Annotated in this window: 24 protein-coding genes and 2 other annotated features; of the genes, 15 read left to right on the top strand and 9 right to left on the bottom strand. The window is 34.9% G+C overall.

Annotation, left to right across the window (positions count from 1 at the left end; all coding sequences use genetic code 11):
* Positions 1 to 121 precede the first annotated feature (121 nt).
* The 5 genes from cotY to CO726_RS21240 form a co-directional block, all read right to left on the bottom strand.
* Positions 122 to 592, bottom strand: a complete 471-nt coding sequence (gene cotY / locus CO726_RS21260; protein WP_099685613.1) for a spore coat protein CotY — start codon at positions 590 to 592, stop codon at positions 122 to 124.
* A gap of 143 nt (positions 593 to 735) precedes the next feature.
* Positions 736 to 2,802 (bottom strand): ATP-dependent helicase, encoded by a 2,067-nt coding sequence (locus CO726_RS21255; protein WP_099685612.1) that lies wholly within the window; start codon positions 2,800 to 2,802, stop codon positions 736 to 738.
* A gap of 100 nt (positions 2,803 to 2,902) precedes the next feature.
* On the bottom strand, positions 2,903 to 3,325 hold the full coding sequence (locus tag CO726_RS21250) for a GNAT family N-acetyltransferase (protein WP_099685611.1): 423 nt from the start codon (positions 3,323 to 3,325) through the stop codon (positions 2,903 to 2,905).
* Between the two features lies 1 nt (position 3,326).
* Entirely contained in the window at positions 3,327 to 3,845 is a 519-nt protein-coding gene (locus CO726_RS21245; protein WP_099685610.1) for a YjcG family protein, read from the bottom strand.
* Positions 3,846 to 3,937: 92 nt separating this feature from the next.
* Positions 3,938 to 4,669 carry an alpha/beta hydrolase gene (locus CO726_RS21240; RefSeq protein ID WP_099685609.1) on the bottom strand — a complete coding sequence of 244 codons (732 nt, stop codon included), beginning with the start codon at positions 4,667 to 4,669 and terminating at the stop codon, positions 3,938 to 3,940.
* A gap of 203 nt (positions 4,670 to 4,872) precedes the next feature.
* Between CO726_RS21240 and CO726_RS21235 the strand changes: the two genes are divergently transcribed.
* Together CO726_RS21235 and CO726_RS21230 are read left to right on the top strand one after the other, a co-directional pair.
* Positions 4,873 to 5,784 carry a DMT family transporter gene (locus tag CO726_RS21235; protein WP_099685608.1) on the top strand — a complete coding sequence of 304 codons (912 nt, stop codon included), beginning with the start codon at positions 4,873 to 4,875 and terminating at the stop codon, positions 5,782 to 5,784.
* 76 nt (positions 5,785 to 5,860) lie between these two features.
* Complete coding sequence (locus tag CO726_RS21230; RefSeq protein WP_099685607.1) at positions 5,861 to 6,433, top strand: Crp/Fnr family transcriptional regulator; 573 nt, start codon at positions 5,861 to 5,863, stop codon at positions 6,431 to 6,433.
* Here the strand turns inward: CO726_RS21230 and CO726_RS21225 are convergent.
* A complete protein-coding gene (locus CO726_RS21225) occupies positions 6,426 to 7,094 on the bottom strand; it encodes a DUF4386 domain-containing protein (RefSeq protein WP_099685606.1) in 669 nt (222 codons plus the stop codon). The two genes, CO726_RS21230 and CO726_RS21225, sit on opposite strands and share 8 nt — an antisense overlap.
* 87 nt (positions 7,095 to 7,181) lie before the next feature.
* On the opposite strand from CO726_RS21225, the gene CO726_RS21220 reads away from it, so the two are divergent.
* Entirely contained in the window at positions 7,182 to 7,577 is a 396-nt protein-coding gene (locus CO726_RS21220; protein ID WP_099685605.1) for a PH domain-containing protein, read from the top strand.
* A 24-nt stretch (positions 7,578 to 7,601) separates the two neighbouring features.
* On the opposite strand, the gene CO726_RS21215 is transcribed toward CO726_RS21220, so the two are convergent.
* Together CO726_RS21215 and putP are read right to left on the bottom strand one after the other, a co-directional pair.
* Positions 7,602 to 8,000 carry an Ig-like domain-containing protein gene (locus CO726_RS21215; protein ID WP_099685604.1) on the bottom strand — a complete coding sequence of 133 codons (399 nt, stop codon included), beginning with the start codon at positions 7,998 to 8,000 and terminating at the stop codon, positions 7,602 to 7,604.
* 160 nt (positions 8,001 to 8,160) lie between these two features.
* Entirely contained in the window at positions 8,161 to 9,639 is a 1,479-nt protein-coding gene (gene putP / locus CO726_RS21210; RefSeq protein ID WP_099685603.1) for a sodium/proline symporter PutP, read from the bottom strand.
* A gap of 306 nt (positions 9,640 to 9,945) precedes the next feature.
* Positions 9,946 to 10,183 (top strand) — a binding site (T-box leader).
* A 42-nt stretch (positions 10,184 to 10,225) separates the two neighbouring features.
* Positions 10,226 to 10,469: a binding site (T-box leader), on the top strand.
* Between the two features lie 52 nt (positions 10,470 to 10,521).
* On the opposite strand from putP, the gene trpE reads away from it, so the two are divergent.
* The 10 genes from trpE to CO726_RS21150 all read left to right on the top strand — a co-directional run bounded on the left by trpE (position 10,522) and on the right by CO726_RS21150 (position 19,697).
* Entirely contained in the window at positions 10,522 to 11,940 is a 1,419-nt protein-coding gene (gene trpE, locus CO726_RS21195; RefSeq protein ID WP_136699801.1) for an anthranilate synthase component I, read from the top strand.
* Positions 11,937 to 12,524, top strand: coding sequence for an aminodeoxychorismate/anthranilate synthase component II (locus tag CO726_RS21190; RefSeq protein ID WP_098758742.1), 588 nt, complete (start codon positions 11,937 to 11,939; stop codon positions 12,522 to 12,524). Before trpE ends, CO726_RS21190 begins: the two co-directional genes overlap by 4 nt.
* Positions 12,521 to 13,546: an anthranilate phosphoribosyltransferase gene (trpD, locus tag CO726_RS21185; protein WP_220389087.1), complete on the top strand. Its 1,026-nt coding sequence runs from the start codon at positions 12,521 to 12,523 to the stop codon at positions 13,544 to 13,546. The genes CO726_RS21190 and trpD overlap by 4 nt, the downstream gene beginning before the upstream one ends.
* Position 13,547: 1 nt before the next feature.
* Positions 13,548 to 14,309, top strand: a complete 762-nt coding sequence (gene trpC, locus CO726_RS21180) for an indole-3-glycerol phosphate synthase TrpC (RefSeq protein ID WP_099685601.1) — start codon at positions 13,548 to 13,550, stop codon at positions 14,307 to 14,309.
* The gene (locus tag CO726_RS21175) at positions 14,306 to 14,920 is read left to right on the top strand and encodes a phosphoribosylanthranilate isomerase (protein ID WP_099685600.1); all 615 of its coding nucleotides are present in this window, start codon (positions 14,306 to 14,308) and stop codon (positions 14,918 to 14,920) included. The genes trpC and CO726_RS21175 overlap by 4 nt, the downstream gene beginning before the upstream one ends.
* Positions 14,917 to 16,110, top strand: coding sequence for a tryptophan synthase subunit beta (gene trpB / locus CO726_RS21170; RefSeq protein ID WP_099685599.1), 1,194 nt, complete (start codon positions 14,917 to 14,919; stop codon positions 16,108 to 16,110). The genes CO726_RS21175 and trpB overlap by 4 nt, the downstream gene beginning before the upstream one ends.
* 3 nt (positions 16,111 to 16,113) lie before the next feature.
* Positions 16,114 to 16,890, top strand: a complete 777-nt coding sequence (gene trpA / locus CO726_RS21165; protein WP_098758746.1) for a tryptophan synthase subunit alpha — start codon at positions 16,114 to 16,116, stop codon at positions 16,888 to 16,890.
* A gap of 74 nt (positions 16,891 to 16,964) precedes the next feature.
* Positions 16,965 to 17,324 (top strand): DUF4029 domain-containing protein, encoded by a 360-nt coding sequence (locus CO726_RS21160; RefSeq protein WP_099685598.1) that lies wholly within the window; start codon positions 16,965 to 16,967, stop codon positions 17,322 to 17,324.
* Positions 17,325 to 17,440: 116 nt separating this feature from the next.
* Positions 17,441 to 18,937 (top strand): L-lactate permease, encoded by a 1,497-nt coding sequence (locus CO726_RS21155; protein WP_099685597.1) that lies wholly within the window; start codon positions 17,441 to 17,443, stop codon positions 18,935 to 18,937.
* 61 nt (positions 18,938 to 18,998) lie between these two features.
* The gene (locus tag CO726_RS21150) at positions 18,999 to 19,697 is read left to right on the top strand and encodes a 4'-phosphopantetheinyl transferase family protein (protein ID WP_099685596.1); all 699 of its coding nucleotides are present in this window, start codon (positions 18,999 to 19,001) and stop codon (positions 19,695 to 19,697) included.
* 90 nt (positions 19,698 to 19,787) lie between these two features.
* Here the strand turns inward: CO726_RS21150 and CO726_RS21145 are convergent, their stop codons facing one another.
* Entirely contained in the window at positions 19,788 to 21,473 is a 1,686-nt protein-coding gene (locus CO726_RS21145; RefSeq protein ID WP_099685595.1) for an MFS transporter, read from the bottom strand.
* A 233-nt stretch (positions 21,474 to 21,706) separates the two neighbouring features.
* Here CO726_RS21145 and CO726_RS21140 point away from each other — a divergent pair, with 233 nt between their 5' ends.
* Entirely contained in the window at positions 21,707 to 22,696 is a 990-nt protein-coding gene (locus tag CO726_RS21140; RefSeq protein ID WP_099685594.1) for a SagB/ThcOx family dehydrogenase, read from the top strand.
* A 17-nt stretch (positions 22,697 to 22,713) separates the two neighbouring features.
* Positions 22,714 to 24,628: condensation domain-containing protein (locus CO726_RS21135; protein ID WP_169513060.1), on the top strand; the 1,915-nt coding region annotated here is incomplete at its 3' end.

The following is a 24,628-nucleotide window of genomic DNA, read 5'->3' as shown; positions in this document are numbered from 1 at the left end:
CAGGTTCTATGTTCTAGACAAGTTCCCAATTTTAAGAAATTTACATAATCATACTCTTTAAGCATGGATTGGGTGGCAGATAATTCTGCCACCCAATCCATGCTTAAATCAGTATTTAGTTTTATATAGAAACATCACGTAAGCATTGAATAGCGCAGAAGCAACTTAAATCAACAGTAAGGCAAGTGGAGGTTGATACTAGTCTTGCATTTGGTACAGCTAAAAACGTACAAATTGGGTCATCAGTAGGTGGTACAGGGGAGCTATCACCTAATACTACAGTTAATACACGTAATACAGCACAATCATCATCATCATCTATACTTTCTACGCGGAAAATTGGAGATTGGCAGCTAGTAAGGCTTGCAGTTGGTGCAAATGCTTTAAATGGTTCTCCGGCTTTTGTGTATAAAATAAAAGGACGTGTATTTGCTACTGATGCAGTGTTATGTGCTCCTAAAAATGGAACTTCGCAACCAGATCCACATGTTGTCGTTGCACATTCTTGCAGTTCATGTATAAAACGAACGACATTTGATACACAATTGAAATCAAAATCATGTTGATTATCTTCGTTACAATTGCAGCTCATTATGTTCACTCCTTCTCGTGAGTTCTGACATACACTATTACAATATGAGTGGGATATGGTTGATATTACGTTAATTATCATGATGAAAACAGGGAATTTATATAGGAGGGATGTACATAATGCAATATAAAAAAAAGACATCCTTATTTAGTGGATGTCTTTTCAGGTAAATCTTTTCGTACAGTATATAAAAAACGAGATATATCTAATTTTTTTCCTCTGAAAAATTGCGGAGAGGAAATGTACAATTCTTCTTTTGCACGTGTAATTGCGACATAAAGTAGTCGGCGTTCTTCTTCTAAAGCTTCAGAAGTCTCTGTAATACGATCATTTGCATCTTTTAAAGACGAAGTATGAGGCAGAATACCATCGCTCGCTCCAAGTAAAAAGACGCATGGAAATTCAAGGCCTTTTGCGTTATGAATAGACATAAGCGAAACAGCATCTTTTTGCAGCATTGTTTTTAATGCTTCCATTTCCTTTTGACCTTGAATTGCTTCATCAATGAATTGTAAATAAGCTGGAATATCGGTGAAACGATTTGCCGACTCCATTAATTCTTCTAACATTTCTTCTTGTATATCTTTATGCATCGTAAAAGAAGAACGATCGTTACTTTGTAAGTACTCTAAATACTTTCCTTTCCCATGAATAATTTCTTTTAATGCTTTTTTCGGTTCTAATTCTTTTATAAATTTAATAAAATCGATACGCTCATTTACCTTTTTCACTTGAAAAGGTTTTAAGCTTGGATTTAATAGTAAGAAATGAAGAAGAGAAGGGAACCGCCCCTCACCATATTTCCATTGCTCACGTTCAATAAATGAAATACAATCATCACGCCCGATGTACATCGTTGGTAATATATTTGAAAGTGATTCTAGTCGAAATGGTTCAATTACGAGCCGTAAATGATCTAATACAGGTTTAATTAAAGAATGTTCATAAAATGACTGACTCGCACCGTGCTTAATAAACGGGATTTTATGAATGGTAAGCTGATCAAGTAACGAACGGCTTACAGAATGGGTACGATACAGTAAACAAAAATCTTTATAGTTTCGTTCACCGCTATCTACTTTTTCTTGAATGAGCTGCAAAATTTGATTTGCTTCATCAAGAGTCGTAGCAGGTCTTGCGTAAAAAGGTTGTACACCTTCTTCGCGCACCGAATATAGTTCTTTATCAAAACGCTCTTGATTTAGTTTGATAACTTCATTTCCAAGTCCGACGATAAAAGGATTGGAGCGATAATTCGTATTAAGTGCAATAATCGTAGTGTTATCAAATTCTTTTGGAAAAGATAAAATAATTTGGTGACTTGCTCCTCGCCAACCATAGATCGCCTGATCATCATCACCTGCGATAAACAAATTATTTCTTGGCGAAGCTAACAATTTTACAATTTCATATTGTGCATACGATGTATCTTGGAACTCATCTACTTCAATATAGTGGAAACGTTGTTGTAATTGGGTAAGCAAAGGAGCATTATTTTCTAACATATAATATGTTTCTAATAAGATGTCATCGAAATCGATATAATTATATCGTTGTTTCACTTCTTCAAAACGCTCGTATACTTCTTTAAATTCTTGTTCAACGGGTGTTTTTGCTTTTATATCTTTCGGACGATTCAACTTGTTTTTCTCAAGTGAAATCATCGCGAGCATCGTTTCAGCATCATAATCGTCTTTTAAACGTAACTCTTTTAAAATTTTCTTGAGCATAATTTGCTTATGCTTTTCATTTGCTAAAATTTGCTGATTATATCCTTGGCTACGAAGTAATTTTAAAAAGACAGAGTGGAATGTACCAGCAACAACGTAGCTACTTGCTGCATGATTCATACCTGGTAAATTTGCGACACGATTTCGGATTTCTTCAGCCGCTTTTTGTGTAAATGTAAGCAATAAAATATTTCTAGGATGAACTTGTTTTACATTTACTAAATAACCGACGCGAGTTGTTAAAACAGATGTTTTCCCGCTTCCGGCACCAGCCAATGTAAGAACAGGACCTTCTGTCGTTCGCACGGCCTCTAATTGTTTTTCGTTTAAAAATACATTTTGTTGTTCGAGTGCGCGGAAATATGCCGCATCTGCATCTTCTTCCATAATTAAATGGGTAGATGTTTTAGGAATATGATATGTTGCACGTGGAATGTCAGCGTGCGTTAATGATTTTTGTGAAAATTTTTCTTGTGTCATATATTCACCTTCAAAACTATAGCATCAACATTTAACTTTAGCGGAAGAAAAAGAAAATAGCAATGTAAAAAAACAGGAGGGGATACCTCCTGTTTTCAAATTACAATTCTTTTATCATAACGATGTGAGGAATATTTGCTTCCATGAATACATCAGAATTCGTTATATATCCAAGTTTCTTATAGAAATCTTCAGCATGTGTTTGGGCATGCAGCTTCAATTTTGGTAGTGAGTTTTCCTTCGCATATGCTTCAAGTGCATCCATAACAATTTTTCCAATGCCTTTTTTACGATGGGAAGCTAGTACACAAATGCGTTCCATTTTTCCTATTCCATCAAGGGTGCGAAAACGGCCAGCACCAACGGGAACATCATTATCATATATAACAACGTGTATGGAAGTTTCTTCAAACTCATCATACTCTTCTTCGGCAGAAACTTGTTGTTCATTCACAAATACTTGCTTACGTACAGAGAATGCATCTCTTAGTTGTTCGTCCGTTTGTACGATCTGTGCGTGCAAATTAGTTGTTCCCCTTTCCAAGGTGAAATGTTTCGTGTACAGTCCATGTTCCATTTTCTAATTGATATAGAAGATGGAAGCGGTCAATTGGTTGCTCATAATAGAAATCTTTCATACGTAATCGACCTAATACATCAGCATGCTCTGCATCTGATAAGCCTTGTCCTATTGTTAAATGAGGTACGAAAGCGTATTCGCGTTCTTGTGTAAAGAATCCGCTATGCATTTCCTCATTTAAGAAAGTAAGTTCAGGTGTTTTTTCTACTTTAAAATAAAGAACATTATTAACAGGTGCGAATGAACCAACTTTTCCAACATGAAGGGTGAAAGGGTTCGTTTTACTTGCGATTGTATGTAACTCGTTGACAATCGATTCTAGTTGATCATCTTGCGTCTCAAAGGGTGTTTTCAATGTAATATGTGGCGGAACTAATGCGTAGTGCGGATCATAACGTTTACGCAATCCGTTCGCTTTATCTTGAATCATTTTAGATGGAAAAATTACAATGCCTAATTTCATGTTCCAATTCCTCCCTTTGTAAGTCTAGTTAGATTTTGAGAAAATAACTCTCTTAATCTATTATATCAAATTATTCTGAATACTGCTCTCTATTATTTCATTGATAGCATATGAGAGAAAGCTTTCGGTAAATCAGTTTGCCAATACTTCCACGTATGATTACCTTCAAACTCCTCGTAATGCGTGATGAAATTTCTATCTGTCAGAAGCGTATTAAGCTCACGGTTCGGCCTTACGAAATCAGATACTTGTCCATCCGTACGCTTTACAGCTGTTTCTTTTGTCCCAATGACGTGATAAAGTTCTAGCGCCTCCGGATTTTTGAAGTCTTTTGTTAAGTTCATTACTGTTTCATCCACAAATGGTGATTGCATAACGACTTTACCAAATGTATGCGGATACATAAGTGCAGTCATAAAGGAAACTGTTCCGCCAAGGGAATCACCAATTAGCACACGACCTTTTCCCATTTGGTACGTTGGATAATTTTCATCGATATACGGTGCAAGTTCATGAGCAAGGAAACGAATATACGCAGCGTTTTTAACTTCATTTGGGAAATATTTTTCTTTACGATCGTGTACATTTTTATATGGAATACCGACAATAATTGTACGGTCAATTTCTTCAGTTTCACGAAGGCGCTCAATTACACGGTGCGCTTTACCAAGCTGAAAATAATCTCTACCATCTTGTGCAATTACAATTGTATGTTTGTGCAGTGGTGTGTAATTTACTGGTAAGTAAATGAGAAGTGTAACATCTTCTTGAAGTGATGCACTGTAAAATGAAATCTCTTCAATTCTCCCTATTGTTTGATTCATGTAGATCCCCCTAAATAAAAATTTACTGTAATGATTGTAAGAGCGACGCTTGTAGTGAAAAAGAAAGAAATATTCACTAATAGGTGCTTTCGTTTCTATTTTACCATAATGGTACGAAGAATCTAAAAAATTAGTATTTAAGTTAGGAAAGAAAACGGATATAATGAAGTGGGATTTTTGACAGGCGAGAGGGGAGACGGAATTTGAAACAAGAAAGGTCAATCGCACTACCATTAGCAATTTCCATTATAGCCATTTCATTCGCAGCAGTTTTTGTAAAGATGTCCTCAGCACCATCTTCAATATTAAGTATGTACCGATTATGGATTATCGTACTTATTATGCTGCCTATCGTTTGGAAAAAACGGGAAGAGTTTAGTAAGATTCAAATAAAAGATTGGGGATTTTTAATTGGATCTGGTTTCTTTTTAGCACTTCATTTTCTTTTATGGTTTGAATCTTTAAAGCATACGACAGTTGCTAGTTCGACGATTATTTTAGCGCTTCAACCAATCGTATCTTTAGTTGGAGGTTTTTTCTTATTTAAAGAAAGAACAACATACTCAGCCATTGCGACAATGGGAATCGCGATACTAGGCGTAATGTGTATTGGCTGGGGAGATTTAGGGCTAAGTGAACAAGCAATTTACGGAGATATATTATCCTTTTTAAGTGTAATAGCGGTTGTCGGTTATTTATTTATCGGGCAAACGACAGTAAAGAAAGTATCACACTGGATTTACAGCTTTACAGTTTTTGCATTCGCAGGTATTTTTATGGGGATTTATAATATAGTATTGCAAGTGCCTTTTACAGGTTATACGAAGTGGGACTGGACTGTTTTTCTTTTACTTGCGGTTGTGCCAACAGTGTCACACGTCATTAATAATTGGTTATTAAACTACGTAAATGCAACAACAATTTCAATGAGTATTTTGGGAGAACCAGTTGGAGCATCTATACTAGCGTTCTTCTTACTCGGGGAAAGATTAAATGTAATGCAAATTATCGGTAGCGTGCTTGTATTGTTTGGTGTATCTGTTTTCTTACTACAGCAACAAAAACGAACAGCAAAAAATGTAGTAAACGAGCCGGCGTATACACAGGAATTATAATGTTAGGAGAGAAAAGAGAAGTTGTGATACTTCTCTTTTTGTTTTATAGAAATACGGGCGTAGAAGGGGGAGGGAAATGGAAGAGATATTAAAGAAGTATATGAATAGATTTACAATATTAAGCGAAGAAGAGCAGCAAATGATTCTCAGTGAATTACAAATTGAAGAATATAAAAAAGGAACCGTGCTCCTAAGGCAAGGAGATGTTCCTTCGAAATGTTATTTTGTATTAAAGGGATGTGTGAGGCAACATTGTATAGATGAAACAGGGAAAGGGGTTACATCTAATTTTTATACAGAAGAACAAGCAATCACAAATTTTAATCATCATAAACAAGATAAATCATCCTCATATACGTTAACATGTTTAGAAGATTGTATAGTAGTTGTTGGGAACCTTCATAGTGAAAAGGACATGTATAATAAATACTCACAATTAGAAGAAATGACGCGAAAAATGATTGAGTATAAGTTCGGTGAAGTACAAGATGAACTTGCTTTATTTATCTCATCGACACCAGAAGAGCGATATAAAGCATTATTACAAAAACGCCCGCATTTAAGCAATCGTGTCCCGCAATATCAGCTAGCGAGCTATCTTGGTATTACACCAGAATCATTAAGTCGAATTAAAAAGCGAATTAAGTAATGGATTTCCCCCCTTTTAATAGTAGCCATATCGCAAGGCTTAATTCACCTGCAATCATTGGCAATTGGAACAACGCTTGTATGATTGAGATCACTGTATCGTACTGTGAAAACATCGTATTCATGACGTGAATTACAATATAACCGATAGAAGCGATGAATAGTAGTAGGCTAATACATTTCGGTATATGTTTAGATAGAAAAGCGATATAACCTAAAACGAAAAGATGTAAGCCGAAAATGATTAATCCTACAGACCAAATGTATGCGAATGCATTGAGAAATAACATCGTATATGCTTCTGGATTCGCAATCGTACTTTTTGAAAGTAGCAATACTAATATTAGATTGAATATAGCGATTCCAAGTATCGCTGTATACATAAGACGAAGCAAGGTAGCTAGTAATGAGAGGCTAGTATGAATCGGTTTTAGAAAGAAATAAAGAGCCCACGCGGCGACAATATCAGTAATGAAAATGATAATCCACCCGAAGATTTCTGCTTTGAAAAGTGAATTTGAAGTTTGGATATTATGGAATGTGGTATTCGCGTTTTCTTGTACAACGAGAGTTCCATGAACAAAACCGTAAGAAAAAAATGCAATGAATGCCATAACAAGAAGAGAAGAGCCAGCAAATAAGGCATACTTTCGTTCAGTCATAATATGTCCTCCTATTCTAATGTTGTTTTCATTGTAATAGGGAAGAAGAGAAGATACATTGACTTAAATCAAGAGAGGAGAAGTTTAGTGGAATTTCCATCAAAAAAAGATGTATGGTTATATCCGATTTTTTTCGTTATCATTGGAGCGTGTTTTGCTCCCATATTTGCAGGGAGAGAATATTTTCTTTTATTCTTTACAATTCCGTTAGCCATATTATTTATTTGGAGTTGGTTTTCAACAAAATACATCGTCGGAGAAGAAACAATTACTATTAGATCCGGTTTCGTGAAAAAGCGCATATTTATACGAGATATAAAACAAATTTCAAATACGAAAAATCCAATTGCGGCTCATGCTTTATCATTTGATCGACTTGAAATTGTTTACGGCGCGCATCAAACAGAAATTATTTCTCCTAAAGATAAAGCGCAATTCATCAATCTTGTTAAAAGTAAAAATCCACACATTGAAATGAAGTAAAAGAGTAGCTCGGAAGCCACTCTTTTACTTTGGGTTTGTCATATAAGGTTGTACATGAATGATACATAGGTCACGGAACTTTCCTTCAGCAGTTGTGACAATTACGACTGCTCTTCCGGCACTTTTTCCAGTAATCGTTACCGTATCCCCTTTTGGATACAGTGTGATAACATCAGCATTCATATTTGTCCAAATAAGTTCTTTATTCGTCGCTTGCATTGGCAAAACGGAAGCTGATAACTCAGTGCTTTGTCCCGTTCTTACTTTTAATTTATTTTTTTCCATATGAACACCGATGACTGAAATAACAGAAGGAGCAATTGAAATTTTAGGTGGATTAGGTTGTATGCTCAAACAAGACGCAGAAGTATTGGTGATAGGTGAAAATTTTCGTGTTTGTTGTTGCTGGAAAGCTGCTAACATGTTGGAGTCCCCTTTCTGTATAAGTGCTGATAGTACTACTATAAAGGAGTAGTGTTACGTTTAATTTAACGAAACATAAAGAAATTGTTAAATTCGCGCAGAAGATTGTCGAACTTTGATATAAAGAAAGCTCTGCTATTACGATAGCAGAGCTTTTCCTTTATAGATTATGACTATGTTGTTTTTCGAAATCCTCAAATTGCTCTTCAACTTCTTTTGAAGGTTGCGTTAGTAAACTAACAATTACGATTACTAGTAAACTAATAGTGAAACCAGGAATCATTTCATATAAAACTTCTTTTAAGAATTTGAATTGAGTCCAAATAATTACTGTGGTGGCACCAGAAATCATACCAGCAAGTGCGCCCCATTTTGTCATACGTTTCCAATATAAGCTTAATAAAATAGCAGGTCCGAATGAGGAACCAAATCCAGCCCAAGCGTATCCAACAAGAGCTAAAATCGTATCATTTTGTTTAAACGCTAAAGCGCACCCAACTAATGCAATAACAAGTACAGCCATACGACCGACAAATACAAGTTCTTTATCAGAAGCAGAACGTTTAAAGAATGTACGATATAAATCTTCTGTTATAGCACTAGAAGTAACGAGTAATTGAGATGAAATTGTACTCATAATAGCTGCTAAAATAGCTGCTAATAAAAATCCAGTAATAAGTGGATGGAATAAAATTTTTCCAAGTTCAAGGAAAATTGTTTCTGGGTTAGATAATGTTAACTCTTGTTGTGAGTAGTAAGCAATACCGATAAGACCAGTAAACATAGCTCCGACAACAGAGAAAATCATCCAGCTCATACCAATTCTTCGTGCGCTTTTAATTTCTTTTACAGACGAAATTGCCATAAAGCGTACGATAATATGAGGTTGTCCAACATAACCAAGACCCCATGCGAATAAAGAAATCATCCCTAAAGTAGAAGCGCCTTTAAAAATATCTAAACGTGTTGGATCTACAGCACGAATTGTATCAAATGCAGGTCCAAGTCCGTTCGAGTTCATAATTGTTACGATAGGAACAAGAATAAGAGCAATTACCATAATGATTCCTTGCACGAAGTCTGTCCAACTTACTGCTAAGAAACCACCAAATAATGTGTAAGCTACAACAACGCCTGCAACAATGAATAATCCAACATGATAGTTCATGCCAAATGAATTTTCAAATAATACAGCACCTGAAACTAATCCTGAAGCTACATAGAAAGTAAAGAAAATCATAATAACAAGTCCGGATACTAAACGTAGCATGTGAGATTTGTCGTGGAAACGGTGTTCCAAAAATTCTGGGATAGTAATAGAGTTATTTGCAATTTCAGAGTAGGTACGTAAGCGAGGAGCGACATATAGCCAGTTTGCGTATGCGCCTAGTGTCAGGCCGATCGCAATCCAACTACTACTTAATCCAACGCTAAACATTGCACCGGGTAAGCCCATTAAAAGCCAACCACTCATATCGGATGCTCCAGCGCTTAATGCTGTTACTGCGGGGCCTAGTGTACGCCCGCCAAGCATATAATCTGTTAAGTTGGACGTTCGTTTATAGGCGAAATAGCCAATTACTAACATCCCGAGCATGTAGATAGAGATTGAAGTTAAAGTTAACATCTGCGTACTCATGTAGTTCCCCTTCCTTTTGTCATGTCTTTTGATGCGTTATGCATATTTATAATCTATCATGATTATTCTGAGAAATCCATACAGAAATATGAATTTTCAGAAATGTAAGCGTTTTTTGACATCATTTTACTTTTTTAATATATAATATTCATACAAAAAACCTTATTTTTAATAGAGTATTTATTATATTTACATAAAAAGAGGTTGTTTTGTCAATATAATATTGAAAGGAGAGAAAAATAAATTTTTTTAAAAAGTATTGACTTATGAAAAAAGTCAGGTCTATAATGAGTGCAACTTAAAAAAATGCAAGCGTTGATGAAGAAGAGTACACATGATGAACATGTCAGAGAGCTGATGGTTGGTGTGAATCAGTATGGGATTGATGTGGAATGGGCTTCGGAGCTTCCAAACCGAAACGAAAGAAGTAGGCTTTGGCGACATGATCTCATCGATACAAGAGACACGTATTGTTTTTGATACGGTAAAGTGCGTTACATTCGTAACGAATTAAGGTGGCACCACGGGAGTACCCGTCCTTTCTATAGGATGAGTACTCCCTTTTTGTGTACAAAAAATTAAATAAATGAAATCGTTTAAGTAAGAAGAGTACGTATATTGGAGACGTTACAGAGAGCCGGGGATAGGTGGGAGCCCGGTACGGTTCCATATACGGAATGGGCTTACGAGAGGTATGCTGAACAATTTTTTCAGTAGGCAACCCGGGTTCCGCCGTTACAAGGATAAGGTATATATTTTGTACCTGAATAAAGCGGGATGCTTTTGCGTCCAACATGAGGTGGTACCACGGTAAATTTATCGTCCTCTACATATTTTCGATATGTAGAGGACTTTTTTATTTTTCAGATTGAGGTGAAAGGCATGATGACAAAAGAGGAATTTATGAAGCAAAAAGAACAGGGAAGAACATTTTTAGTAATCGCTGAAGAAGAAGGAGATAGCATTACGCCAATTTCTTTATATAGACGTATGAAGGGAAAGAAAAAGTTTTTATTAGAAAGCTCGCAGCTTCATCAAGATAAAGGACGCTATTCTTACTTAGGGTGTAATCCGTATGGCGAAGTGAAAAGTGTTGGTATGGAAGTGGAACGAACGATTTACGGCCGGGCAGAAAGGTTGCAAGGTAACGTACTTCAAGTATTAGAAGAAGTGATCGCGTCAGCTCAAGTAGACAGCCCATTTCCATTTTGCGGAGGAGCAGTTGGTTATATTGGCTATGACGTCATTCGGCAATATGAAAATATAGGCGTGGATTTACACGACCCATTAAATATTCCAGAAGTACATCTTTTACTATATCGTGAGTTTATCGTGTATGACCACTTACGCCAAAAATTATTATTTGTATATGTATGCAGGGAAGATGATGTAGCTTCTTATGAAGAAGTATATGAAAGATTGCAAGTATACAAAGAGCAAGTGTTAAAGGGGGAAGAGGCTGAAGTAACGGAAATAAGATCAACATTATCATTCACTTCTTCTATAACGGAAAAAGAATTTTGCTTGATGGTAGAAACAGCGAAAGAATACATTCGCGCCGGGGACATATTCCAAGTCGTATTATCTCAGCGTTTACAAAGTGAATGTATTGATGACCCTTTCGCTTTATACCGTAAATTGCGCATTGCGAATCCGTCGCCATATATGTTTTATATTGATTTTCAAGACTATGTTGTACTCGGATCCTCGCCAGAAAGTTTGCTATCAGTACGGGGCGATAAAGTGATGACGAACCCAATTGCCGGTACGAGGCCGAGAGGGAAAACGAAGCAGGAAGATACGGAAATCGAAAAAGAACTGTTAGAAAATGAGAAAGAACGAGCGGAGCACATGATGCTTGTCGATCTTGGGCGGAATGATATAGGTAGAGTGAGTGAAATCGGCTCAGTTACGATAGATAAATATATGAAAGTAGAAAAATACTCTCACGTTATGCACATTGTATCTGAAGTTTACGGAATATTGCGGAAACAGATGAGCGGATTTGATGCATTAGCGTATTGCTTACCAGCGGGGACAGTATCAGGTGCTCCGAAAATTAGGGCAATGGAAATTGTAAATGAGCTAGAGAATGAAAAAAGAAATGTATACGCCGGTGCGGTTGGATACGTTAGTTTTTCAGGGAATCTTGATATGGCGCTTGCCATTCGAACGATGGTTGTGAAAGATGAGAAAGCATACGTTCAGGCAGGAGCGGGTATCGTCTACGATTCAGACCCAGTTGCTGAATATGAAGAAACGTTAAATAAAGCGAGGGCGCTTTTGGAGGTAATGAAATGATTGTACTGATTGATAATTACGATTCATTCACATATAACTTGTATCAACTATTAGGCGAATATGAGGAAGAAATTGTTGTCGTAAGAAATGATCAAATAACGATAGAACAATTAAAAGAAATGAAGCCGAAAGGAATTGTGCTTTCACCAGGACCAGGAAAGCCAGAAGATGCTGGTGTTTGTATCGAAGTCATTCGTCATTTTTATAAGAACGTTCCCATATTAGGTATCTGCCTCGGCCATCAAGCAATCATATCGGCATTTGGCGGAGAAATTGTTAGAGCAGAGCGCATTAAACATGGAAAAACATCGCGTGTGAAACATAACGGGACATCGATTTTTTCATATGTGACGCAACCCCTAACAGCGATGCGTTATCATTCCCTTGTTGCAGAACAAACGAGTTTACCACAATGTTTTGATGTATTAGCAACTGCAATGGATGACGGAGAAATAATGGCAGTTCGTCACAATTATTATCCGCTCTTCGGATTACAGTTTCATCCGGAATCAATTGCGACAGAAGAAGGCGGAAAGTTAATACGCGCCTTTTTAGGCGAAGTGAAAGAGGAGGAAAGGGTATGAATAACTATCTTCGTAAATTAGTGGAGGGACAACATTTAACAGAAGAGGAAATGTATAAAGCAGGGCTTCTTTTATTAAATGAAAACATATTGGAAAGTGAAATTGCAGCTTTCTTAGTCTTACTGAAAGCGAAAGGTGAAACAGCAGAAGAAATATACGGTCTCGTTCGAGCTCTTCGTGAAAAGGCATTACCGTTTTCGAACCATATACAAGGAGCCATGGACAATTGTGGGACGGGTGGTGACGGTGCCCAAACGTTTAATATTAGTACAACATCGGCATTTGTACTGGCAGGAGCTGGCGTAAAGGTTGCAAAACATGGTAATCGTGCTGTTTCTAGTAAAACAGGAAGTGCAGATTTATTAGAAGAACTCGGTGTAAATATTAGTAGTACGCCAAACGAAATTGATTATTTATTAGAGCATGTCGGAATCGCATTTTTATTCGCACCAGCGATGCATCCAGCATTAAGGCGCATTATGAAAATAAGAAAAGAATTGAACGTGCCGACAATCTTTAACTTAATTGGCCCTTTAACAAATCCGGTGAATTTAGAAACACAATTTGTCGGCATTTATAAACGAGATATGTTATTACCAGTTGCGCAAGTATTACAGAAACTAGGAAGAAAACAAGCGCTTGTCGTAAACGGAAGTGGATTTTTAGATGAAGCATCATTGCAAGGAGAGAATCATGTTGTCATTTTAAAAGATAATGAAATAGTGGAAACGAGTATTGAACCTGAGAAATATGGTTTCTCAATAGTGAAAAATGAAGAAATAATAGGCGGGGATTCGAAAGAAAATGCAAAGATTACGATCGGAGTATTAAGCGGTGAAAAGGGTGTTTACCGCGATACTATTTTATTAAATGCAGGTCTAGCCCTTTTCGCAAATGGAAAAACAGAAACGATTGAAGAAGGAATTAAGCTAGCGGCATATAGCATTGACTCTGGAAAAGCATTAGCCAAACTAAACTTATTAATTGCAGCAAGCAATGAAAAATTAGAAAGGGTGAATTAAAGTGGGGACGATTTTAGACAAAATTGTAGACCAGAAGAAACAGGAAGTTGTGGCATTATATGAAACGTATACGCCATTAAAAGAAAGTAGAAAGACACGTTCACTTGTAGAAGCGTTACAGCAGTTTACTGTCATTGCCGAAGTAAAGCGAGCATCACCATCAAAAGGAGATATTAATTTACACGTTGATGTACGAAAACAAGTGAAGACATATGAAGAATGCGGCGCAGGAGCAGTTTCTGTTTTAACAGACGGTCAATTTTTTAAAGGATCTTTTCATGATTTACAAACGGCAAGAGAAGAAAGTAGCATTTCGCTTTTATGTAAAGATTTCATAATTGATAAGATCCAAATTGATAGAGCATATGAAGCAGGAGCAGATATTATTTTACTAATCGTAGCGGCGTTAACGAAAGAGAAGTTAAAAGAGCTGTATAGTTACGTACTAGAAAAAGGATTAGAAGCAATTGTTGAAGTTCATGATGAACAGGAATTAGAAATTGCGATCCAATTAAATCCGCACGTTATCGGTATTAATAATCGTAATTTAAAAACATTTGAAGTTGATTTAAGCCAAACAGAAAAGCTTGGAAAACGATTAAATGAGGAGAAATTACTTTGGATTAGTGAGAGCGGGATTCATTCAAAGGAAGATATTATTCGCGTCAAACGAGCCGGAGCAAAAGGTGTATTAGTTGGAGAAGCACTTATGACATCATCTTCTATTCGTACCTTTTTTGAAGATTGTAAGGTGAACATATGAAAGTGAAAATTTGCGGGATTACTGATATGGAAACAGCAAAACGTGCTTGCGAATACGGAGCAGATGCACTCGGATTTGTTTTTGCAAAAAGTAAGCGAAAAATCACTCCAAAGAGAGCAAAAGAAATCATTCAGGAGCTTCCAGAAAATGTGTTAAAGGTCGGTGTTTTCGTAAATGAATCAGTAGAAGTGATCCAGAAAATTACAGATGAATGCGGGTTAACGCATGTGCAACTACATGGGGATGAAGATAATCATCAAATTAGAAGATTGAATATTCTGTCTATAAAAGCGCTCGGAGTGACTTCAGAGGCCGATATGAAAAATGCTCAAGCATATGAAACGGATTATATATTGTTTGATAGCCCAAAAGAAAAGTTTCACGGAGGAAATGGAAAGAAATTTTCATGGGAACTACTCCCACATATGCCAAAAGAGTTGCGAGAGAAAACGATATTAGCTGGTGGATTAAACGCTCTTAATATAGAAGAAGCGATTCGAACTATTCAGCCGTACATGGTTGATGTAAGTAGCGGAGTAGAGACAGAAGGAAAGAAAGATGTAGAGAAAATAAAACAATTTATTAAAAAAGCGAAGGAGTGTTCCAAATGAATTACGCATATCCAGATGAAAAAGGTCACTACGGTATATATGGAGGAAGATACGTTCCAGAAACGTTAATGCAATCTGTATTAGAACTAGAAGAAGCATATAAAGAGGCAATGAAAGATGAAGAGTTTCAAAAGGAATTAAATCATTATTTAAAAACGTATGTCGGAAGAGAAACACCGCTTTATTTCGCTGAAAATATGACGAAGTATTGCGGCGGTGCAAAGATTTATTTAAAACGTGAAGATTTGAACCATACAGGAGCTCATAAAATTAATAATACAATCGGTCAGGCACTTCTTGCGATGCGAATGGGAAAGAAGAAAGTTGTCGCTGAAACAGGGGCTGGACAACACGGTGTTGCAACAGCGACTGTATGTGCCCTTCTCGGTTTAGAATGTGTCATCTTTATGGGAGAAGAAGATGTGAGACGTCAAAAATTAAATGTGTTTCGAATGGAATTACTCGGAGCGAAAGTAGAAAGTGTAGCGGCAGGTAGCGGCACATTAAAAGATGCGGTGAACGAGGCGCTTCGCTACTGGGTTTCACACGTACATGATACACACTACATTATGGGATCCGTTCTTGGACCACATCCATTCCCGCAAATTGTTCGTGATTTCCAAAGTGTAATTGGGAAAGAAACGAAAAAACAATATGAAGCGTTAGAAGGAAAGTTACCAGAAGCAGTCGTTGCTTGTATTGGTGGTGGTAGTAATGCGATGGGAATGTTTTATCCGTTCGTACACGATGAAAAAGTCGCTCTTTACGGCGTAGAAGCAGCAGGGAAAGGCGTTCATACAGAAAAGCATGCAGCTACTTTAACGAAAGGAAGCGTTGGCGTTTTACACGGATCGATGATGTATCTTCTGCAAAATGAAGAAGGACAAATTCAAGAAGCTCACTCTATTTCAGCGGGACTCGATTACCCGGGTGTTGGTCCAGAACATAGCTTGCTAAAAGATATTGGCCGCGTTTCTTATCATTCAATTACTGATGATGAAGCGTTAGAAGCATTTCAATTATTAACGAAAAAAGAAGGAATTATCCCGGCATTAGAAAGCGCGCATGCTGTCGCATACGCATTAAAATTAGCACCTCAAATGAAGAAAGACGAAGGGCTTGTCATTTGTTTATCAGGCCGCGGTGATAAAGATGTAGAGAGTATAAAAAGTTATATGGAAGAGGTGTAAAAAATGGGAGTAGAAAAAATTAAAACAGTGTTTAAAAATGGTAAAAAGACTTTTATTCCGTACGTAATGGGCGGAGATGGTGGCCTTGAAAAGTTAAAAGAGAGAATTCGTTTTTTAGATGAAGCAGGAGCAAGCATCGTTGAAATTGGTATCCCGTTTTCAGATCCAGTCGCAGACGGCCCAACGATTCAAAGAGCAGGGAAACGAGCGCTAGATAGCGGTGTAACATTAAAGGGCATTTTTCAAGCATTAGTAGAAGTAAGGAAAGAAGTGCAAATTCCATTTGTACTCATGACATATTTAAATCCAGTGCTTGCATTCGGAAAAGAACAATTCATCGAAAACTGTATAGAAGCAGGGGTAGACGGTATGATCGTTCCAGATTTACCATATGAAGAACAAGACATTATTGCACCGCTTCTCCGCACGGCAAATATCGCTTTAATCCCACTCGTTACCGTTACGAGCCCAATTGAGCGAATCGAAAAAATTACGAGTGAATCAGAAGGGTTCGTCTACGCCGTTACAGTAGCAGGTGTAACAGGAGTACGTCAAAATTTTAAAGAGGAGATTCATAGTTACTTAGAAAAAGTAAAATCACATACGCATTTACCGGTAGTGGCAGGGTTTGGTATTTCAACAAAGGAACATGTAGAAGAAATGATTACAATATGTGACGGCGTTGTCGTTGGAAGTAAAGTCATTGAGCTGTTGGAAAATGAAAAGCGAGAAGAAATATGTGAATTAATACAGGCAACAAAACAAAAAGAAGAGGCGTAAGTCTCTTCTTTTTGTTTTGTGTAATAAATGTTAAAATATACAGAAAATACATATAATTTAGAGGGGGAGAAAGCATGCTAAGACGCAAAATACTGTATCTTCTTTTAACTGTACCATTATACGCTTGGCTCATTAGCATGACGAAAATAGAGTTGATGGCTCAATTTTTAGGATATGTATTCATCTTTTCCAACTTAAATCGGATCCAAGAGCAATCTATTTTAGAAATATGTATATTTTCGATTAGTATAGAACTATTTAGTATCGTTTCGATTGTATTATTAAACGAATTATTTCGATGGACTTATTCATTTTCGTTAATGAAACTTTGGAATATTGTATTGCAAGTAGTATGTGCTTATATTGTGTTTGTTGTGCTAGACAAAATAATTAGGCAGCAGACGGTTTTTCAGGATAATAGAAAATGGGAGTGATTCAAAAAAGGAGCCAAACGGCTCCTTTTTTGAATCTGTTGTAAAAACAATTGAAAATTATGATATCTGTTATATAATAGTTAAAAATTGTATTTTTAACGAAATGAGATGATAACATGGCCATATTGTTGGCACTTATCCCAATTATGATGATTTTCATTTGTTTATTTTTATTTAAACAAACGTCATTAAAGTCCTCATTAATTTCTTATGTAGTATCTGTTGGAATCGTTTTACTCTCGCCAACGTTTCAATTAGGGATAAGTGAAACTGTGCACGCAACGATTAAAGGATGGTTAATTTGTTTTATCGTCGGGTACGTTTTGTTTTTTGGTATTTTTTTATTTCACCTCATGAACAAAATGGGGCACATCGACCAAGTAGCGCGTTTTCTAGAAGAAGTCACACATGATCGTTTACTACAAATGCTTCTTATGTGCTTTGGTATTTGTCCACTTATTGAATCAGTAAGTGGATTTGGAATTGGATTCATGGTTGCAGCACCTATTTTTCTTTCATTAAGCTATAAACCGTTTCAAGCTGTATTACTTTCATTTATCGGCTTACTAGCTAGCTCATGGGGCGCAATGGCAACTGGTACGATTATCGGTTCGCAACTTATAAATATGCCTCTTACAACACTTGGTACAAATACAGCGCTATTAAGTATCCCGATGTTTGCTTATTTCGTCATTCTTTCTTTACACGTTGTTGGCGGCTGGCAGGCCGTGATTGAGAAGTGGAAGGAAGGAGTAGGATTCTTTCTGTTATTTTCTCTCGGAATCTATCTTTCTAACGCATACGTAAGTGTGGAACTAGCCGGGATATTAAGTTCTATCGTTACCATTACATTTGGCTTTCTTATCATTAAATTAAAAGGGAAAAATGAGCAAAATCTAATAACAGAACATGCTGCGGCAACGGAGAGAGAAGTATCTATTATAAAAATTATTAGCCCTTATATATTCTTAACCGTTTGTATTTTACTTTCTCGCCTTGTGCCAGCATTACATGATGTATTCAGATCATATGCCGTTCTTGATTTAAAATCATACTCTTATAAACTGGAGCTACTATATTCACCAGGATTTTGGCTCGGTATGACTTGCTTATTTACTATTATTTTCTTCCGCATTCCATCTAATATTATTAAACAATCACTCTCGCAAACGATAAAACAATGGATTCCATTTGCGATTACGACGACAATGTTTATCTCTATTTCAGAACTAATGGGTGCATCTGGCATGCATTCATTACTTGCAAAAACAGCTGGTGAAACATTTGGAACATTTTTCGTTTTCGTTGCTCCGTTTATCGGCGGAATCGGTGGCTTTTTAACAGGTAGTAACGCAGGCTCAAATGCGATGTTTATAAAACTACAAATGCAAACGGCGCAAAACGTAGCCCTCCCGTGGCAATACGTCACAACACTGCAAAACACTGCATCGTCAGTAGCGACAATCGCTTGCCCGTCACGTATTACACTAGGTGCGTATTTATGTAACATCCCGTATCGTGAAAATGAATTATTAAAGAAGACGACGTTAATGATCTTTGGTGCGGTTTTGCTTGTGGTGGTAGAGGTTGCTTTTTGGTATTTTATAATATAGTTATTTTTAAAATTTATATAAATTGATATAATTAAAAGGAGGCGGGAGATGAATATTTGTTATGTTAAAAATATATTATTTGAAAATTGAAGAGGGTATGACATTGGAGGGGATTTTGAAATTTAAAGAATATATTTCCAGAAAACGGGCTATTAAAGTTGATCATTATAAATTTGAGAACGACAAAAAATTATCAATTTTAGGGGAACTCCTTATTAGATATGCTGTATGTTTAAATTTTAATATTATAAATCAAGAGATTAAATTTAAAGAAAATAGATATGGGAAATTATTTATAGATTCTATAGAGGATGTTTTTTTCAATTTATCACATTCCGGATCTTATGTAATTTGTGGAATCAGCGATCAAAAAATTGGAATTGATATAGAAGAAATAAAAGATATCGACTTATCTATTGCTTCAGAATTTTTTTGTAAGAGTGAAAGTGATTTGATTTTATCTGCACACGGCAGTGATAAAATTGAATATTTCTATTCGATATGGTGCTTGAAGGAAAGTTATATCAAATATGAGGGACGAGGATTACACATTGCTTTAGATTCATTTTGTTTTAGTATTGCGGGAAAAACAATAAAATTGATAGATTCTAGTAATTTTAAGGATATCAATTTTGAGATGTTGCCAATAGACTCAAATTATAAATCAGCAGTTTGTTACAATGGTAGCAGCATTCACTCTATTGAAAAGGTACACATAGATGACATTGTGAAAATTTTGAAACTAAATTTTAATTTGTAATGATTAAGATTATAAATTAATAAAAAGGCACTTTCTTTTTTAAAGAATAAGTGCCTTTTTAGATTAAACTTATAACAGGATAAAGAGAAACTATAAATTATAAATTTTGTATTTTCTCTTTGGATTAACATCACTAAACAAAGAAGTGATAATTCCAAAGAAACTTAAGATACCAGCTAAAATAAAGGTATCGCTAAAAGCCTTATCAATATTGGAACTAAAGGATTTGGAAACTTCTTTGAAGATTTTTAAAGACTCCTGCTCTTGTTGTTTAAATTGTTTTTTTATCTCTGCATGGTATATTTCTGGACTATTTTGGAGTGCCTTAGTTTCAGCAACTTTGATTTTATCAGTAACTATAGAGTTTGAAGAAGGAGTGATTTTAGTATCGGATTTTAAGCTCGAAATAATCTCACTTTTAACTTCTGTTTTTAAAATCTTACTATTGTTCACAATTTCAATACTTTCATTTTTTGCTATTGAAATGTAATTACTAATATTCATAGTCAAAACAGTAGTTAACAATGCTATTCCTAAAGCTTGCCCAACAGCCCTCATCATATTAATTGTCCCTGAGGCAATCCCTACTTTATTTTCTGATATTTGTCTAATTGAAGAACCCATTGCTGGTCCTATTACCATGCCTAATGAAAGTCCGGTTAAGCATAGTAGTAAGATTATATAATATAAAGAAGAATCTTGATTTAAAGTAGCGTATAAAAAAGTAGAAATGCACATGCCTAACATTCCAAAAAATGAAAACTTAACCCCCCCTAATTTATCTGAAAATTTACCAGAAATGATAGAAGTGAACATTGAGCTAAAAGCTAGAGACGAGATAATTAAACCTGATTTCATTGAAGAAAAATTCATTACATTTGTTAAATAGATTGTTATTAATAAAGTGCCACTTGTTAAACTTACACCTAAGATAAAGAGTGTCAGTGAACTAAAGGTAAAAGTCCTTACTTTTAAAAAATTTAATGGGAAAATTGGTTCTGCTGCTTTTTTTTCAATAAATAAAAATAACAAGAACGTCGCTAAAAAAGATATGAATAATAGAATAATTGGTTGAGATGACCAACCTAGTTCACTGGCTTTAGCAAAAGAAAAAGTTAAGCAAAATAATGAAATAGTTAGAGTAATACTACCTAGATAGTCAATTTTTTTAGATGCATTATGGTCATATGTTTCTCGTAGATAAAAAGTTGCGAGAGCTAGTGTAATTATGCCGATTGGTATATTGACAAAGAAGATGGATTGCCAACCAAATTCTTCTGATAAAATTCCACCTAGAACTGGACCAAGAGCAGCAGCAAAACCAGAAACGGCTCCCCAAACCCCGATGATTAGTCCTTTTTTATTTTTATCGACAATATCAATGGCGATAGGCATAGTAACGGGAACTATAAACGAAGCGGTTAGGCCCTGGAGTATCCTGAAAACTATCAATGCCTGTATGGAGGTACTAATCCCACATAATAGAGAAGTTAGAGTGAACGCAATTAGACCACCGATAAAAACTTTTTTTCTTCCAAATTGATCGGCTAATTTAGATGCTGAGATTAGTAAAATTCCAAATGCCAAGTTATACCCTGTAGTGACCCAACTTACTTTGGATAAGTCAACAGAAAAATATGTCAAAATATCTGGAATTACAATATTTACAATTGTAGTGTCCATTAAAGCCATGAATGAAGCTAATAGAAGTGATACAAGAGCCAGTTTTCTTTTTGGTGCTGTATTATATTTAACCTGTAATTTTGTTTGTTGCATATCCTTCCCTCTTTCTGTTTTTATCTAAAATGTTTTTAGAAGTTCATCTAAATTTAATGTTAATCTAACATTTTTTTTTATGACAGTCAATATATTTATTTTGTAATAGATGGATATATTTGTTTAATTTGTTATAAAGTATTTGACTACTTAAGTTCGAAGGTGATAAAATCTATTTTAGATATTCATCTAAAATAGATGGTTAATTTTTGTATATTAAAGGAGAGAAAGTTATGGATGAAAAGAGGTATTATTGGTCCCCGGCAGTTCAATGGAAATTTGAAGATGGTCAAATAATAATAGGGAATTTTACTTTTAAAGGCTTTCCAATTGAACTTTTTCTAGAAACGTATTATTTTTTGCAAAATGCTCAAGGTAGAACCGAAGAAGAGTTAAAGGGTTATTGTAATCAACTAAAAGGAAAAAAATCGAAAATCAGTACTATGTTTTTGAATGATTTGATAAAAAAAAGAATTTTAATAATGTCGTTAAATGAACCGAAAGAGTTATTTGCATGCCAGAGTAAATTTGTTGAAGGGGATTATGCGGAGGATTATTTCTTTCATAAAGACAATGTAGAAAATTATGTTAACGAAAAATTGAATAGATTTTCAATTACAGAAAACAAAGATTTTATCGAATTGGAAGTAACGAAACAACTGCCTGACTTTATTGAAAACAGAAGGAGCTCGAGATCCTTTGATAAAAATAAAACAGTAACTTTTTCTAAATTTAGTAACTTTATTAATGCAATGGGACAAAGAAGAGATGGGAAAAAAATTAGATACATATATCCAAGTGCTGGTGGGATTTATCCATTAAATATTTATTTGTACATCAAAAAGGATCGGGTTGAAGGTATAGAGGAAGGAATATATAAATACAATCCTGAGAAAAAAGGTTTGTATTTATTGAACAGATTAGAAAAAATAGATAAAAACGCTCATTTTTTCACTAATTCTGATATTTTCAATGATTCTGCGTTCTCTATATTTATAAGTTATGATGGGGAAGTGAATATGCATAAATATAAGGAAACAGGATACTTTTTTGGAATAATTGAATGTGGAATTTTGTTAAGTATATTAAGTTATTCAGCTGAATTTTTTGGTTTAGGTTGTTGTATTATTGGGGAAATGGATTTTGATAAAATTAAGTCAGCTTTTGAATTTAACACAAACGAGGTATTTTTACAATCATTAGAAATTGGAATTAGGAAATAAGAAAGGAATTACACTATATGGTTAATAATATATTTATAGATGAAATAGTTGAAATATTCAAAGGTAATACAGAAATAAAAGAATTTGATGGAGAAACTGATTTATTTGAATTAAACCTTTCGTCACTAAAAATCATTAAAATTTTAGGCGAGTTGGAATCTAAGTGTAATGTAAAAATCGAATTTTCTGATTTCGTAGAATCAGATACTATAAATGCTCTAATTGATAAAGTTACGATTTTTACAAATGAAAAAAGTGTTCAAACAATTCGGGGTGAAAGAGATGATTATGAGCCCTTTGAACTTACAGATATACAGTTGGCATATCTTACAGGTCAAAATAAAGAATTTGATTTAGGTGGGATTACTACACATGCCTATTTTGAATTTAAGACTCAACTTGATATGCAAAAACTCTCACATGCAATTCAACAAGAAATAACAAGACAAGAGATGCTTCGTTGCATATTTTTACCTAACGGCACGCAAAAAATTTTGAAGGACGTTCCCAAATATGAAATTGCAGTTGAAGATGTATCACACTTGTCAGTGGAACAACAGCAGACACGAATCACTGAATTGAGAAACAAACTCTCATATCGCAATTTTAATCCTGAGGTATGGCCACTGTTTGAGTTTTCTGCTTTGAAATTAGATCATAATAATTATTATCTTTTTTTTGATATTGATGCGTTAATCGCGGATGGATTAAGTATTCAAATTTTTTTATATGATTTAATTAATATATATAATGATAATCATATGATGGAACTGAATGGAAGTTTTCGCGATATTTTTGATAAAAGAAAATTTAATGATAAGAGGTATATTGAAGATAGGGAATACTGGGTAAATAAAGTTGATAATATTTATGAGGCCCCTGATTTATCTTATAAAACAGAAATATCAAAAGTAGAAATACCAAATTTTAAAAGACAGGAGAAGCTTTTTACTAAGGAACAATGGAAATTAATTGAGGAAAAATGCGGTAGATATAAAGTAAGACCTTCTATATTTTTATTAGGGTGTTACGCGAAAATATTATCAAAATGGAGTAATCAGCAAGGTGTTTCGGTAAATGTAACCACTTTTAGCAGAAATGAAGATAGCTATCTAGATAGAGTTATTGGAGATTTTACGTCTCTTTTATTGGTTTCTTATTCAGATGTTTGTTTTTCTGAATTTTGGAGTAATTTAAAGGAGTTTCAAGCTGATTTTTTCCGAGATTATGAACATAAATCTTATACAGGATTAGAAGTTATTAACAACTTATTAAATAAATCTGATAATGAAAATACTAGTATATCTGCACCAGTGGTATTTACAAGTATGTTATTTGATGAAACGGAAAATGTTTTCAATGGAATTGGTCATTTGGAGTATAGTGTAACTCAAACGCCTCAGGTAATTTTAGATCATCAAGTTTTAAAAGTTGGGGAGGGAGTAATTTTAAGCTGGGATTATGTATCAGAGTTATTTGAAAAAGAGATAATAGAAAACATGTTTATTGATTATATTAGTCTAATAGAAAAGTTAATCTTTGACAGTGAAGAAAAATATAATTCTATTGAAGAAGTAACTAAATATAATAAAACTGAAAAAAAAATTAATGAAAAGAGTTTAGTCAATCTTTTTGATGAACACTTTCAAAAACATCCAAATAATATAGCGATAGAATCGGAGAATAGGAGTTTAACTTATAGTGAATTAGATAGACTCTCTAATAAAGTGAGTTTATATTTAAAAGAAAACGGAATAAAATCTGGAGATTTTGTTGCCGTTATGGGTGAGAGAACAAGTGAAACAATTATAGGTATTTTGGGGATATTAAAAATAGGAGCAGCATATATTCCATTAGCTTCTGATATTCCTTTAAAAAGAAAAGAGACAATCTTTAAAGATTCTAATTGTAAAATGGAATTAAATACGACAT

This window comes from Bacillus fungorum, from assembly GCF_002746455.1.
Lineage (GTDB): Bacteria > Bacillota > Bacilli > Bacillales > Bacillaceae_G > Bacillus_A > Bacillus_A fungorum.
Note: the sequence above shows the minus strand (reverse complement) of the source record. Positions and strands in the feature narration are given on the sequence as shown.

Excerpts from the sequence above, each read along its gene's own strand:
- CO726_RS21240 (WP_099685609.1), bottom strand. The coding sequence starts at position 4,669 with ATGAATCAAACAATAGGGAGAATTGAAGAGATTTCATTTTACAGTGCA.
- CO726_RS21175 (WP_099685600.1), top strand. The coding sequence starts at position 14,306 with ATGAAAGTGAAAATTTGCGGGATTACTGATATGGAAACAGCAAAACGT.
- CO726_RS21215 (WP_099685604.1), bottom strand. The coding sequence starts at position 8,000 with ATGTTAGCAGCTTTCCAGCAACAACAAACACGAAAATTTTCACCTATC.
- CO726_RS21230 (WP_099685607.1), top strand. The coding sequence starts at position 5,861 with ATGGAAGAGATATTAAAGAAGTATATGAATAGATTTACAATATTAAGC.
- trpA (WP_098758746.1), top strand. The coding sequence starts at position 16,114 with ATGGGAGTAGAAAAAATTAAAACAGTGTTTAAAAATGGTAAAAAGACT.
- CO726_RS21225 (WP_099685606.1), bottom strand. The coding sequence starts at position 7,094 with ATGACTGAACGAAAGTATGCCTTATTTGCTGGCTCTTCTCTTCTTGTT.
- CO726_RS21140 (WP_099685594.1), top strand. The coding sequence starts at position 21,707 with ATGGATGAAAAGAGGTATTATTGGTCCCCGGCAGTTCAATGGAAATTT.
- putP (WP_099685603.1), bottom strand. The coding sequence starts at position 9,639 with ATGAGTACGCAGATGTTAACTTTAACTTCAATCTCTATCTACATGCTC.
- CO726_RS21150 (WP_099685596.1), top strand. The coding sequence starts at position 18,999 with ATGTTAAAAATATATTATTTGAAAATTGAAGAGGGTATGACATTGGAG.
- CO726_RS21145 (WP_099685595.1), bottom strand. The coding sequence starts at position 21,473 with ATGCAACAAACAAAATTACAGGTTAAATATAATACAGCACCAAAAAGA.
- trpE (WP_136699801.1), top strand. The coding sequence starts at position 10,522 with ATGATGACAAAAGAGGAATTTATGAAGCAAAAAGAACAGGGAAGAACA.
- cotY (WP_099685613.1), bottom strand. The coding sequence starts at position 592 with ATGAGCTGCAATTGTAACGAAGATAATCAACATGATTTTGATTTCAAT.
- CO726_RS21155 (WP_099685597.1), top strand. The coding sequence starts at position 17,441 with ATGGCCATATTGTTGGCACTTATCCCAATTATGATGATTTTCATTTGT.
- CO726_RS21160 (WP_099685598.1), top strand. The coding sequence starts at position 16,965 with ATGCTAAGACGCAAAATACTGTATCTTCTTTTAACTGTACCATTATAC.
- CO726_RS21245 (WP_099685610.1), bottom strand. The coding sequence starts at position 3,845 with ATGAAATTAGGCATTGTAATTTTTCCATCTAAAATGATTCAAGATAAA.
- CO726_RS21255 (WP_099685612.1), bottom strand. The coding sequence starts at position 2,802 with ATGACACAAGAAAAATTTTCACAAAAATCATTAACGCACGCTGACATT.
- trpD (WP_220389087.1), top strand. The coding sequence starts at position 12,521 with ATGAATAACTATCTTCGTAAATTAGTGGAGGGACAACATTTAACAGAA.
- trpB (WP_099685599.1), top strand. The coding sequence starts at position 14,917 with ATGAATTACGCATATCCAGATGAAAAAGGTCACTACGGTATATATGGA.
- CO726_RS21190 (WP_098758742.1), top strand. The coding sequence starts at position 11,937 with ATGATTGTACTGATTGATAATTACGATTCATTCACATATAACTTGTAT.